Raw genomic sequence first — 12,698 nt, forward strand, 5'->3', positions numbered from 1 at the left:
GGTGGGCGCCCAGGATGGTGGGGTGGAGGTCCGGTGGCACGAAACCGATGCCGACGGGATCGCGGGGTTCGCCGCGCTGGCCCGGCCGTTGCTCGAGGCCGACCCGGTTCGACACACGGTGGCGCTCGGCGTGCTCGACGGGATCGAGCGCGGCGGTGAGCCGCCTGCGTCGCTGGTCACCGTGCACGACGGCGCCGGGCTGCTCGGTGTGGCGCTGCGCACCGCGGGCCGGCCGTTGATCGTCTCCGCGCTGCCCGGGCGGTGCGCGGTTGCGGTCGACGCGGTGCTCGCCGTCGCCGATCCGGAGCTGCCCGGTGTGGCTGGCCCGGTCGGGGAGGCCGCCGCGCTGACCGCCGCGCACGTGGCCCGCTCGGGGGCCCGGGCCGGGCTCGACGTGCGGTTGCGGCTGTTCGCGCTCGGTGAGCTGACTCCGCCGGCGGCCGTCGCCGGGACGCCCCGGGAGGCTGTCGCAGCCGATCGGGCGCTGCTCACGCGGTGGCGCGCGGCGTTCGCGGACGAGGCCACCCACGGCTGGCGCGGGGCCCGCACCCCCGCACAGGTCACCGCCGGGGCGTTCGCCCTCGGCTACCGGCAGGTGCTGTGGGAGCGGGCGGGCGAGCCGGTCGGTCTGGCCGTCGCGGGCTCCGCCGTGGCCGGGGCCTCACGGATCGGGCCGGTCTACACCCCTCCCGCGCACCGCGGCCGCGGTTATGGCTCGGCCGTCACCGCGGCGGCGGCCGCCGCCGCCCTCGCCGACGGCGCGCGACACGTCGTGCTCTTCACCGATCTGGCCAATCCGGTGAGCAACGCGATCTACCCGCGGATCGGGTTCCGCCCGGTGCTCGACGCCGTCGAGGTGGCCTTCCGGCGGTGACGCGCCCATGGGCCCGATGCGGCAGGATCGAGACCTGTGACGGATCGGCGCACGGGTGCATCGCTGGCCCGCCTGGGGCTCACCGAAGCCTGGGCCGAAGCGACGTTGGAGCAGCTCGGCTGGTGGTCCGGCGACGGCCCGGCCGAGGGTGCGGAGCCGATCATGTGGGCGCTGGCCCGCAGCCCCGATCCGGACCTCGCACTGCGCTCGGTCGAGCGGCTGGCCCAGGCCGCGAAGGACTGGAAGGACATCGACGCCGCGCTGCGGACCGACATCGGCCTGCGTGGACGGCTGTTCGCGCTGCTCGGCGCATCCACGGCGCTGGGCGACCATCTCATCGCCAACCCCGAGCAGTGGCAGCAGCTCGCCGACGGCCCGGAGCGCGACAATCCGCCGCCGGACCTGGCGCGGCGCACCGCGAACCTGCTGCGCGCCGTCGGCGCCGACCCCGACGCGCCACCCGCCGGCTCCCCGGGCGGCGGGCGGGCCACCCTCACCGGCCCCGGGGCCGTCACGGCGCTGCGCACCGCCTACCGCAACGAGTTGCTCGGCCTCGCCGCCGCCGACCTGGCCGCGGTGGGGGAGCCGTCGCTGCCGGTGATGGAGCTCGACGACGTCGCGGCGCAGCTGGCCGACCTGGCGTCGGCGGCGCTGCGGGCGGCGCTCGCCGTCGCCGTCGCCGAGGTCGACCCGGCGGGGGAGGAGGCCGACCTCCGGCTCGCGGTGATCGCGATGGGCAAGACCGGCGGCCACGAGCTGAACTACGTCAGCGACGTCGACGTCATCTTCGTCGCCGAGCCCGCCGATCAGACCGCGACGAAGCTGGCCAGCCGGATGATGCGCATCGCCGGCGAAGCGTGCTTCGAGGTCGACGCCAATCTCCGGCCGGAGGGCCGGCAGGGCGCGCTGGTCCGCACCCTGGACGGTCACCTGTCCTACTACAAGCGGTGGGCCAAGACCTGGGAGTTCCAGGCACTGCTCAAGGCCCGCCCCGCGGCCGGGGACCCGGAGCTGGGCCAGGCCTACGCCGACGCCGTCGCCCCGCTGGTGTGGAACGCCGCCGACCGCGACGACTTCGTCGCCGACGTGCAGGCGATGCGCCGCCGGGTCGAGGACCACGTCCGGCCCGATCACGCCGAGCGCGAGCTCAAGCTCGGCCGCGGCGGGCTGCGCGATGTCGAGTTCGCGGTGCAGTTGCTGCAGCTCGTGCACGGGCGCACCGACGAGGCGCTGCGCTCGCCCTCCACGCTGGAGGCGCTCGCGGCGCTGTCGCAGGGCGGTTACGTGGCCCGCGAGGACGGCGCCAACCTCGCCGCGTCCTACCGGTTCCTGCGGCTGCTCGAACACCGGCTGCAGCTGCAGCGGATGCGCCGCACCCACCTGCTGCCCGCTGAGGACGACGTCGACGCGCTGCGCTGGCTGGCCCGGGCCGCCCGGCTGCGTTCCGACGGGCGGCGCGACGTCGTCGGGGTGCTGCTCACCGAGTGGGCCCGCAATGCCCGCCGGGTGCGCCGGCTGCACGAGAAGCTGTTCTACCGGCCGCTGCTGACCGCGGTGTCGCGGCTCCCCGCGGACGCCGCCCGGCTCTCGGAGTCCGAGGCGGCGGCCCGGCTCGGTGCGCTGGGCTGGGCGTCCCCGGAGGGTGCGCTGAACCATCTGCGGGCGCTCACCGGTGGGGTGTCGCGTGCCGCGGCGATCCAGCAGACGCTGTTGCCGGTGCTGCTCGACGAGCTCGCGAACAGCCCGGACCCGGACCGTGGCCTGTTGGCCTACCGGCGGGTGTCCGAGGCGTTGGCGAACACGCCCTGGTACCTGCGGCTGCTGCGCGACGAGGGGGCGGTGGCCCAGCGGCTGATGCGGCTGCTGGGCACGTCCGCGCTGGTTCCGGACCTGCTGGTGCGGGCCCCGGAGGTGCTGCGGCTGCTCGCCTCGCCGGCCGCCGGGCAGGCCGACGAGCTGACCAGGGACCCGGCCGACGTGGCCGCGTCGCTGCGCACCACGGTCGCCCGCCAGCCCGATCCGAAGGCCGCGGCGGCGACCGCCCGGTCGATGCGTCGCCATGAGCTGCTGCGGGTGGCGTGCGCGGACCTGCTCGGGCTGCTGCCGGTCGAGCGGGTGTGCGAGGCGCTGAGCTCGGTCTGGGTCGCGGTGCTGCAGGCCACCCTGGAGAGCGCGGAGAAGGCGCTGGCCGGTCGCGGGCCCGTGCCCGCCCGGATCGCGGTGATCGGGATGGGCCGGCTCGGCGGCGCCGAACTCGGCTACGGCAGCGACGCCGACGTGCTGTTCGTGTGCGAACCGGTCGAGGGGGCCAGCGACACCGAGGCCGTCAAGTACGCGACGACGGTGGCCGAGATGGTCCGCCGCCAGCTGGGCGCGCCGAGCCCGGACCCGGCGCTGCTGGTGGACTCCGACCTGCGCCCCGAGGGCCGCTCCGGGGCGCTGGTCCGCACGCTGAGCTCGTACCGGGAGTACTACACCCGGTGGAGCGAGGTGTGGGAGGCCCAAGCGTTGCTGCGGGCCCGCCCGGTCGCCGGCGACGCCGACCTGGGCCGGCGGTTCGTCGAGATGATCGACCCGATCCGCTATCCCGGGGATGGCCTGAGCTCCGCCGCGGTCACCGAGATCCGCCGGATCAAGGCCCGGGTGGACGCCGAGCGGCTGCCCCGCGGCGCGGACCGCAGCACTCACACCAAGCTGGGCCACGGCGGGCTCGCCGACGTCGAGTGGACCGTGCAGCTGCTGCAGCTCCAGCACGCCGGGGACGTTCCCGAGCTGCGCACCACCTCGACGCTGGAGGGGCTGCGGGAGGCCGCCGAGGCCGGCCTGCTCAGCGCGGAGGACGCCGCGGAACTGGCCGCCGGCTGGTCGATGGCCACCCGGGCGCGCAACGCGGTGATGCTGGTCAAGGGCAAACCGGGCGACCAGCTGCCGCGGTCGGGCCGGGAGCTGGCCGCGGTGGCCAGCGCGCTGGGTTACCCGGCCGGCGGCGACCCCGGCGTCTTCCTCGACGAGTACCGGCGCACGACGCGGCGGGCCCGCGCCGTCGTCGAGCGGGTGTTCTACGGCTGGTGAGTGTGGGCGGGCCCGGTAACCCGCTCGCCTGCCGGGGTGCGCAGGGATGGTGTCGGCCGGCGCCGACGAGGTCGTCGTCGGGCCGGACGGGGTGCAGCCGGGCCTGCACGGCGTACTCGCGAACGTCGGCGGCCCGTTGCTGGCCCAGGCCTTCGCGCTGATCGCCCCGGGGCCGGCTCGACCCGCAGATCGGGTGGCCGGCCCTGGACCGAGATCACCGGGCGGCCGCGCCGCCGCCCTGCGCGTGGGAGACCAGCACCTGGTTGTCCGCGTCGGCCTCGGGGCGCGGGTCGGCGTCGATCCTGCGCCGGTTGCGCCTGCTACGCCGCTCCAGGTAGTTGGCCAGCGCCGACAGCAGCAGGCACATGGCGATGTAGATGACCCCGACGACGAGCGCGACCTGCAGGATCGGCCCGCCCAGCTGGCCCTGGCCGCCCAGGTAGCGCGCCTGGTAGAGCAGTTCCGGGTACAGGATGATGAAGCCGAGCGCGGTGTCCTTGAGGACGACGACGAGCTGGCTGACGATCGTCGGGAGCATGGCCCGCAGCGCCTGCGGCAGCAGGACGTTCGTCATGACCTGGGTCTTGCGCAGCCCCAGTGCGTAGGCGGCTTCGCTCTGGCCCTTGGGCAGCGACCGCACCCCGGCCCGGAACACCTCGGCCAGCACCGAGCCGTTGTAGAGCATCAGGCCGAGCACGAGGGCCCAGAAGGCCGAGATGTTGATCCCCAGCCCCCGGGACACGCCGAAGTACAGGATGAAGATCAGGATCAGCAGCGGGATCGCCCGGAAGAACTCCACGATCACCGTCGCCGGGCGGCTGATCCAGGTGTGGTCGGAGAGCCGGCCGGTGGCGAAGAGCGCGCCGAACAGCAGGGCGAGCACGGCCGCGACGGCGAAGGCGCGCAGCGTGTTGAGCAGGCCGTCGACCAGGAGAAGCTGGACGTTCTTGTAGAGGATCCATTCCCAGACCCGGCCGTCGAACTGGCCGGTCACGATGAATCGATAGAGCACGTACCCGAGCAGCCCGGCCAGCGCGACGGTGCCGACCACGCCGAACGTCAGGTTGCGCGCCCGCGCCTTCGGGCCCGGGATGTCGTACAGGACGGCGCTCATCGGGCCACGCTCCAGCGTCGCTCGAGGCTGCGTTGCAGCAGGGTCAACGGGATCACCAGGATGAGGAAGCCCGCCGCGACCCAGAGCAGCCCGGCGAAGACGTTGTAGCCGTTCTCGGAGAGGTTCTGGTAGATGCCGCCGGCCTCGAAGACCGAGAAGCCCGCGGCGATCGCCGTGTTCTTGAGCAGCGCGATCTCCACGCTGCTCAGCGGCGGCACGACGGACCGGACGGCCTGCGGCAGCACGATGCTCGACAGCGTCTGGCTGAACGTGAAGCCCAGCGCGCGCGATGCCTCGGCCTGACCCACCGGAACCGTGTTGATTCCGGACCGGACGACCTCGCAGACGAACGCCGAGGTGTAGACGATCAGCGCGGTGCAGGCTCGGGCGAAGAACGACAGCTCGACGATGTCCAGCCGCGGGTAGGCGAAGGCGAAGAAGAAGAAGACCAGCGTCAGCGGGGTGTTGCGGACGATGTTGACGTAGCCGGTACCGAACGCGCGCAGCACCGGCACCGGGCCCACCCGCATCCCGGCGAGCAGCAGGCCGCCGATGAGCGAGCCGACCGCGGAGACCAGGAACAACCTGATCGTGCCGAGGAATGCCTCGCCGTAGAGCCCGAGGTTGTCGAGCAGGACGTTCACCGCTGTCGGCTCCTTCCGGATGCGGCGACGGGGTGGGCCGTCGTGCGGCCCACCCCGTCAGTCGGGCGTGCTCAGTAGCGCTGCAGCGCCGGCGGGCTGGCCGGCGAGCCCGACTTGCCCAGCGTCTCGTCGTAGATCTTCTGCCAGGTGCCGTCGGTGTAGGACGCCTGCAGGATGTCGTTGATCTTGCCGCGGAGCGCGGCGTCGTCCTTGTTCAGGCCGATCCCGTAGGGCTCCTGGGAGAAGGGCTGGCCCACGAGCTTGAGCTTGTCGGGCTGCTGGGCGGCGTAGCCCTTGAGGATCGCGTCGTCGGTGGTGACGGCGTCGACCTGCTTGCTCAGCAGCTGGTCGACGCACTGGCTGTACGTCTGGAACTCGACGATGTTCCCCGGCTCGGTCAGGCCCTCGCTGCGCACCCGCTGAATCGGCGTCGAGCCGGTGACCGAGCAGACCTTCTTGCCCTTCAGGGTGTCCTTGCCGGTGATCGCGGTCTCGTCACTGCGCACCAGCAGGCCCTGCCCGGCGACGAAGTACGGGCCGGCGAACGAGACCTGCTGCTTGCGGTTGTCGTTGATCGTGTACGTGCCGACGTAGTAGTCGACCTCGCCGCGGGCGATCGTGGTCTCCCGGGCCGCGGAGGGCACCGTCTTGTAGTCGATCTTGTCGGCGCCGAAGCCGAGCTGCGCGGCGACGAGCCGGGCGATCTCGACGTCGAAGCCGGAGTACTGGCCGGTGGTGGCGTCCTTGAAGCCCAGGCCCGGCTGGTCGTCCTTCACCCCGATGACGACCCGGCCGCGCTGCTTCATCCTGTCGAACGTGGCGGAGCCCGGTACCTGCACGTCGGCGGCGACCGGCTGGGCCGCCACCGGGTCCGTGCTGCCCGGGCTGCCCTCCTTGCCGCATGCGGTCAGCGCCAGGGCGCCGACCAGCAGGCCGGCCGCCAGGGTGCGCAGCTTCATGAGCTCTCCGTCTCTTTGTGGGCCGTCTCGGGCGATCAGTGGGTGAGGATCTTGCCGAGGAAGTCCTTGGCGCGATCCGAGTTCGGGTTGGAGAAGAACGCGTCCGGCGTGGCGTCCTCGACGATCTCGCCGTCGGACATGAAGATCACCCGGTGCGCGGCGCGGCGGGCGAAGCCCATCTCGTGGGTGACCACGAGCATCGTCATGCCCTCTCTCGCCAGCCCGGTCATGACGTCGAGGACCTCGTTGACCATCTCGGGGTCCAGCGCCGAGGTGGGCTCGTCGAACAGCATCACCTTGGGGCGCATGGCGAGCGCGCGGGCGATCGCGGCGCGCTGCTGCTGGCCGCCGGAGAGCTGCGCGGGATACTTGTCGCGCTGGTTCGCGATGCCGACCCGGTCGAGCAGTTCCAGGGCCCGCTTCTCCGCGTCGGCCTTGCCGGTCCTGCGCACCTTGATCGGTGCGAGGGTGACGTTCTCCAGGATCGTCTTGTGTGCGAACAGGTTGAAGCTCTGGAACACCATGCCGACGTCGGCGCGCAACCGGGCCAGATCTTTGCCCTCGGCGGGCAACGCCCTGCCGTCGACCTCGATCACGCCGTTGTCGACCGGCTCGAGGCGGTTGATCGTCCGGCACAGCGTCGACTTGCCCGAACCGGATGGCCCGAGCACGACGACGACCTGGCCGCGATCGACCTCCAGGTTGATGCCGCGCAGCACGTGCAGGTCGCCGAAGTGCTTGTCGACCCCCGCCATCCGGATCATGGGCGTGCCGCTGCCGCCACCGTCACTGATCATGGGAACCTCCGGGCATGGCGGGACGCTAGGGCGAATCGGACACAACAGTCCAGCATCTTGAGCAAGCCATAGGGTTTCTTTGCGATAACGCTCGTGATCTGTAGGAAGGTGGACGGTGCACATCCTCCTGGTCGAGGACGACGACCGGATCGCGGCGGCGTTGCGCCCTGCGCTGCACCGGTATGGCATGACCACCACCCGGCTGGCCTGCGGCCGCGGCGTGGTCGACCATCTCGCCGGCGCCGACGTCGTGCTGCTGGATCTCGGGCTGCCCGACGTCGACGGCGTGGACGTGTGCCGCGCGATCCGCGCGGTCAGCGAGGTGCCGATCATCGTCGTGTCGGCGCGCGGCGAGGTCGACGACCGCATCCTCGGCCTGCACTCCGGAGCGGACGACTATCTGGTCAAGCCCTACGACATCGGCGAGCTGGTGGCCCGCGTGCACGCGGTGTACCGGCGCCGCGGCCCGCTGGGTGCCGGTGGCCCCGGCTCCCCGGCCGAAGTGGTCCACATCGACGACCTCACCGTCGACGTGGACCGGCACACGGTCACCGTGGCGGGTCGCGAGGTCACCCTGACCCGCAAGGAGTTCCAGGTGCTCGCGCTGCTGGCCGGCGCGAACGGTGCGGTCTGCACCCGCAGCCGGATCGTGCCCGAGGTCTGGGGTCGCAGCTGGCCCGGCGCCAACCGGACCCTCGACGTGCACGTGGCCACCCTGCGCACCAAGCTCGGTCGCCCGGAGCTGGTGCAGACCGTGCGCGGCGTGGGTTACCGGCTCGGGGCGCCGGGCGGGGTCGGGTAGAGCGGTGCGCGCCCGGCTGCTGGTCATCGTGCTGTTCCTGGTCGGCTTGCTCGCGGCAGGGCTGGGCGTGCCGCTCGCGGTCGCCGATGCCCGAAGCGCGCAGCAGGAGCTGTTCACCGACCGGCTCACCGACACGATCTTCTTCGCCTCCATCGCCCAGCGGCCGATCACCGAGGCCAGCCCGACCGGACTGGCCGGTGAGCTGGCCCGCTACGACGAGGTCTACGGCGTCGCGGTCACCGTGCTCGGCCGCCACGGTGAGTTGATCGCGGCGTCGCGCCCGACGCCGCCGGTGCTCGACGCCGACGGTCAGGAGCGGGTCCGGCTCGCGCTGGCCAACCGCCGCTCCGAGCCCTACCCGCTGGTGATGCCCTGGGACCCCCGGCCCGTGGTGCTCGCCGAGCCGGTTCTGGTCGACGGGGAGGTGCGCGGCGCGGCGGTGACGGTGTCGCCGACCGATGCGCTGCGGGCCGAGGAACTGCGGGTGTGGACCACGGTCGCGGGGGCGGCGCTGCTCGCCCTCGCGCTCGGGGTCGTGCTCGCGCTGCCGGTGGTCCGGTGGATCCTGCGGCCGGTACGCCGGCTCGACGAGGGGACCGGGCGAGTGGCCGGTGCGGTGCTGGCCGGGGGCGTGGCCGAGCCGGTGTCGGACGGCAGCGGGCCACCCGAGCTGCGCCGGCTGTCGGCGTCGTTCGACCGGATGGCCGACACCGTCACCCAGGCGCTCTCCGCGCAGCGCGCCTTCGTCGCCGACGCCAGCCATCAGCTGCGCAACCCGCTCACCGCGCTGCGCCTGCGCCTGTCCAACCTGGACGGGCACGTGGACGGCGCCGCGGCCGAGCACCACGTGGCCGCCCTGGAGGAGGCCGAGCGGCTCTCCGACGTCCTCGACGGGCTGCTCGCGCTGGCCCGGGCGGAGCGGGTGACGGCGACCGAGATCGTCGACGTCGACACCGCGATGGACGACCGGCTGGATGCCTGGCGCCCGCTGGCCGAGCACACCGGGCTGCGGCTGCTCCGCGGTGGCTCCCGCAGGCTGCAGGCACGGGCCCCGGCCGGCGGGATCGAGACCCTGCTGGACGCGGTGCTGGACAACGCGATCAAGTTCACCCCGTCGGGAGGCTCGATCACGGTCGCCGCACTGGCCACGGCGGAATGGGTCGAGCTGTCGGTGCGCGACACCGGGCCGGGGATGGCACCTGAGGAGCTGGAGCGGGCCACCGACCGGTTCTGGCGCGCGCCGGACCAGAGCAACGTCGAGGGCTCCGGGCTCGGGTTGGCCATCGCGGCGCGCACCGCCGAGCTGGCCGGTGGGGAGCTGCGGCTGGAGCTGCCGACCGGCGGCGGGCTGCGGGTGATCGCCCGGCTGCCCAGGCCGGCCCTGCCGGAGCCCGACGGGGGTCCTGACCGCTCACCCAGATCTCACAGGGCCTTCGTCGACCGGTAGAAGCGCTCCGCCCCGGGGTGCAGGGGTATCGGCTGGGTGCCGATGGCCGCCCGCGAGTCGATGGTCAGGGCTGCCGCGCTGGCCGCGGCCAGCCGCGGCTGCTCGGCGAACAGGGCGGCGACCAGCGCATCGGCGAGGTCGTCGGACATCGCTGCGCGGACCAGCAGGAAGTTCCGCACGAGCAGCGTGCTGATCGGGTTCGGGATGCCGTAGCTCGCCGCCGGCACGGTGCCCGAGGAGTACACCGGGAACTCCGCGCGCATCGGCTTGAGCACGTCGGAGAGATCGAGCAGCCGGATCGGCATCGTCGCGGCGAGCTCGCTGACCCCGGCCGTCGGCAGCCCCCCGGACCAGAAGAACGCGTCGATCGTGCCCGCCTGCATCGCGGCCACCGACTCGTTGATGCCGAGCTGGGCCGGCTGCAGATCGCGGCCGGTGACGAGCCCGGCCACCGTGAGCAGCCGCTGCGCGATGACGGTGACCCCCGAGTTGGGCGCGCCCACCGACACCCGCGCGCCGCGCAGGTCGGCCAGTCGCTGGAAGCGTGAACTGCCGCGGACGACCACGTGCACCACGTCGTCGTAGATCCGGGCCAGCGCCCGCGGCGAGCGCGGGTCGCCCTGCGGGGTCGCTTCGAGCAGGTCGGCGCCGGTGTCGACCTGGCTGAACACCACGTCGGCCTGTCCCGATGAGAGCAGCGTCAGGTTCTGCACCGAACCGGCCGTCGCCAGCACCGCCGGGCGGGCGGCGAGACCGAGGTGTTGCTGCCAGGCGTCGGCGAGGGCGCCGCCGAGGGCGTAGTAAACGCCCTGGGTGCCGCCGGTCGCGATGGTGAGACGCAGGTCCGTGAAGGGCGATGAGCACCCGGCCAACGGCCCCGTCAGCCCGGCGGCCAGCCCCGCCACCCCCAACGCCCGCAACGCCTGGCGCCTGTTCAGCGTCGCTCGGTCCGGCGCCCCCATGCGCGCATCCTCCCGCGCGCCCTGCGCGCGGTCGAGTGGCCTACCCTCGGGTCGTGACCCGCAGCTACGCCATCCGCACCTATGGGTGCCAGATGAACGTGCACGATTCCGAGCGGATGGCCGGGTTGCTGGAGTCCGCCGGATACCGGAAGGCGGCCGACGACGACGCCGCCGACGTGATCGTCTTCAACACCTGTGCGGTGCGGGAGAACGCCGACAACAAGCTCTACGGCAACCTCGGCCGGCTGCGCCCGGCGAAGGCAGCGCGCCCCGGGATGCAGATCGCCGTCGGCGGCTGTCTCGCGCAGAAGGACCGCGAGACGATCATCAAGAAGGCCCCCTGGGTCGACGTGGTGTTCGGTACCCACAACGTGCACGCCCTGCCCACGCTGCTGGAGCGGGCCCGGCACAACCAGGCCGCCGAGGTGGAGATCCTCGAGTCGCTCGAGGTGTTCCCCTCCACGCTGCCGGCGCGACGCGAGTCCGCCTACGCCGGCTGGGTGTCGATCTCGGTGGGCTGCAACAACACCTGCACGTTCTGCATCGTCCCGTCGCTGCGCGGCAAGGAGAAGGACCGCAGGCCGGGCGACGTCCTCGCCGAGGTCTGCGCGCTGGCCGCCGACGGGGTGCTCGAGGTGACCCTGCTCGGCCAGAACGTCAACTCCTACGGCGCCGAGTTCGGCGACCGCGGGGCGTTCGCGAAGCTGCTGCGGGCCTGCGGTGAGGTCGAGGGCCTCGAGCGGCTCCGGTTCACCTCGCCGCACCCGCGCGACTTCACCTCCGACGTCATCGCCGCGATGGCCGAGACGCCGGTGGTCTGCCCGCAGCTGCACATGCCGCTGCAGTCCGGCTCCGACGCCGTGCTGAGGGCGATGCGCCGGTCCTACCGGTCGGCCCGCTTCCTGGCGATCCTCGAGGAGGTTCGCGCGTCCATCCCGGACGCCGCGATCAGCACCGACATCATCGTCGGGTTCCCCGGAGAGACCGAGGAGGACTTCCGGGCCACCCTCGACGTGGTCCGCGAGGCCCGCTTCGCGCAGGCATTCACCTTCCAGTACTCGCCCCGGCCCGGCACGCCCGCCGCGGCGCTGCCCGACCAGGTGCCCAAGGCCGTCGTGCAGGAGCGCTACGACCGGCTCATCGAGCTGCAGGAACAGATCTCCTGGGAGCAGAACCGGGCGCTCGTCGGCCGCGAGGTCGAGGTGCTGGTCTCGACCGGTGAGGGACGCAAGGACACCGCCACCCGGCGGATGAGCGGGCGCGCCCGGGACGGCAGACTGGTGCACTTCGCCCCGGGGGACGCCGCCGTCCGGCCCGGCGACCTGGTGGTCGTGACGGTCGGCTACGGCGCACCGCATCACCTCGTCGCCGACGGCGGGCTGATCGCGCACCGGCGTACCCGGGCCGGCGACGCGTACGAGGCGGGGACCCGTCCGGACGGTGCGCCCACCGGCCTCGGCCTGCCGGGCTTCGGGGCACCCGCGCCGGTCACAGCCGACGCGGGATGTTCGGCGGCCGCCACCCCGGTCGCCACGGGAGGTACACGATGAGCGAGTCCCCGGTTCCCGAGGAGCTGACCCAACTGGATGCGGAGCTCCGCGGCGTGACGCGCCGCGTCGAGCGACGGATCGACCCCGGCCCGACGGCGGTGATCGTCTCGATCGCGATGCTGGTCGTCATCGGCGCGCTGCTCCTGCCCTGGAGCGGATCCACGCGCGGCTGGGAGATCCTCGCGGGCGAGGCGAGCTTCGGGGTGCTGCCGCGGCTGTTCACCTTCACCGCGCTGGGCATCGGCGTGTTCGGCTCGGCCCTCGCACTCGCCACCCGGCGCTGGGGGCTGGCCTGGGTGTGCGCCGTCGGCTGCGGCATCTCGGTGGTCAACGGCGTGTGGGCGATCTGGTCCCGGCAGATCGGGGTGCCCCAAGGTGGGTCCGGTGCCGCCCCGGGGCTGATCCTGACCGTGCTGGCGGTGCTCCTGCTGTCGGTGTCCTGGGTGCGGATCGCGCTGCGGCGCTGAGCGCAGCGCC

Annotated in this window: 11 protein-coding genes; 6 read left to right on the forward strand and 5 right to left on the reverse strand. The window is 73.1% G+C overall.

Translation table 11 applies throughout. The features are described 5' to 3' along the window. Positions 1 to 22 precede the first annotated feature (22 nt). Positions 23 to 874: a GNAT family N-acetyltransferase gene (locus HF526_RS36715; protein WP_169379220.1), complete on the forward strand. Its 852-nt coding sequence runs from the start codon at positions 23 to 25 to the stop codon at positions 872 to 874. Positions 875 to 910: 36 nt separating this feature from the next. Beyond that, a complete protein-coding gene (locus HF526_RS00710; RefSeq protein ID WP_169379221.1) occupies positions 911 to 3,946 on the forward strand; it encodes a bifunctional [glutamine synthetase] adenylyltransferase/[glutamine synthetase]-adenylyl-L-tyrosine phosphorylase in 3,036 nt (1,011 codons plus the stop codon). Positions 3,947 to 4,160: 214 nt separating this feature from the next. On the opposite strand, the gene HF526_RS00715 is transcribed toward HF526_RS00710, so the two are convergent. The 4 genes from HF526_RS00715 to HF526_RS00730 form a co-directional block, all read right to left on the reverse strand. Further along, positions 4,161 to 5,060 (reverse strand): amino acid ABC transporter permease, encoded by a 900-nt coding sequence (locus tag HF526_RS00715; RefSeq protein ID WP_169379222.1) that lies wholly within the window; start codon positions 5,058 to 5,060, stop codon positions 4,161 to 4,163. Continuing rightward, the gene (locus tag HF526_RS00720) at positions 5,057 to 5,704 is read right to left on the reverse strand and encodes an ABC transporter permease subunit (RefSeq protein ID WP_169379223.1); all 648 of its coding nucleotides are present in this window, start codon (positions 5,702 to 5,704) and stop codon (positions 5,057 to 5,059) included. The genes HF526_RS00715 and HF526_RS00720 overlap by 4 nt, the downstream gene beginning before the upstream one ends. Before the next feature lie 71 nt (positions 5,705 to 5,775). Continuing rightward, positions 5,776 to 6,663, reverse strand: a complete 888-nt coding sequence (locus tag HF526_RS00725; RefSeq protein ID WP_169379224.1) for a glutamate ABC transporter substrate-binding protein — start codon at positions 6,661 to 6,663, stop codon at positions 5,776 to 5,778. Positions 6,664 to 6,698: 35 nt separating this feature from the next. Beyond that, positions 6,699 to 7,427: an amino acid ABC transporter ATP-binding protein gene (locus HF526_RS00730; protein WP_169379290.1), complete on the reverse strand. Its 729-nt coding sequence runs from the start codon at positions 7,425 to 7,427 to the stop codon at positions 6,699 to 6,701. A gap of 148 nt (positions 7,428 to 7,575) precedes the next feature. Between HF526_RS00730 and HF526_RS00735 the strand changes: the two genes are divergently transcribed. Together HF526_RS00735 and HF526_RS00740 are read left to right on the forward strand one after the other, a co-directional pair. Further along, positions 7,576 to 8,262: a winged helix-turn-helix domain-containing protein gene (locus HF526_RS00735; protein WP_169379225.1), complete on the forward strand. Its 687-nt coding sequence runs from the start codon at positions 7,576 to 7,578 to the stop codon at positions 8,260 to 8,262. A 4-nt stretch (positions 8,263 to 8,266) separates the two neighbouring features. Beyond that, a complete protein-coding gene (locus HF526_RS00740) occupies positions 8,267 to 9,709 on the forward strand; it encodes an ATP-binding protein (RefSeq protein WP_169379226.1) in 1,443 nt (480 codons plus the stop codon). On the opposite strand, the gene HF526_RS00745 is transcribed toward HF526_RS00740, so the two are convergent. Continuing rightward, on the reverse strand, positions 9,685 to 10,671 hold the full coding sequence (locus HF526_RS00745; protein ID WP_169379227.1) for a TAXI family TRAP transporter solute-binding subunit: 987 nt from the start codon (positions 10,669 to 10,671) through the stop codon (positions 9,685 to 9,687). The genes HF526_RS00740 and HF526_RS00745 overlap by 25 nt on opposite strands. 53 nt (positions 10,672 to 10,724) lie before the next feature. Between HF526_RS00745 and miaB the strand changes: the two genes are divergently transcribed. Together miaB and HF526_RS00755 are read left to right on the forward strand one after the other, a co-directional pair. Then, positions 10,725 to 12,221, forward strand: a complete 1,497-nt coding sequence (gene miaB, locus HF526_RS00750; protein WP_338051196.1) for a tRNA (N6-isopentenyl adenosine(37)-C2)-methylthiotransferase MiaB — start codon at positions 10,725 to 10,727, stop codon at positions 12,219 to 12,221. Then, positions 12,218 to 12,688: an Rv2732c family membrane protein gene (locus tag HF526_RS00755; RefSeq protein ID WP_169379229.1), complete on the forward strand. Its 471-nt coding sequence runs from the start codon at positions 12,218 to 12,220 to the stop codon at positions 12,686 to 12,688. The genes miaB and HF526_RS00755 overlap by 4 nt, the downstream gene beginning before the upstream one ends. Positions 12,689 to 12,698 lie beyond the last annotated feature (10 nt).

The organism is Pseudonocardia acidicola, assembly GCF_012911935.1.
Taxonomy (GTDB): Bacteria; Actinomycetota; Actinomycetes; order Mycobacteriales; family Pseudonocardiaceae; genus Pseudonocardia; species Pseudonocardia acidicola.

Bases quoted from the DNA above. Each gene is read 5' to 3' on its own strand.
- HF526_RS00715 (WP_169379222.1), bottom strand. From the start codon at position 5,060: ATGAGCGCCGTCCTGTACGACATCCCGGGCCCGAAGGCGCGGGCGCGC.
- HF526_RS00725 (WP_169379224.1), bottom strand. From the start codon at position 6,663: ATGAAGCTGCGCACCCTGGCGGCCGGCCTGCTGGTCGGCGCCCTGGCG.
- HF526_RS00730 (WP_169379290.1), bottom strand. From the start codon at position 7,427: ATGATCCGGATGGCGGGGGTCGACAAGCACTTCGGCGACCTGCACGTG.
- HF526_RS00745 (WP_169379227.1), bottom strand. From the start codon at position 10,671: ATGGGGGCGCCGGACCGAGCGACGCTGAACAGGCGCCAGGCGTTGCGG.
- HF526_RS00755 (WP_169379229.1), top strand. From the start codon at position 12,218: ATGAGCGAGTCCCCGGTTCCCGAGGAGCTGACCCAACTGGATGCGGAG.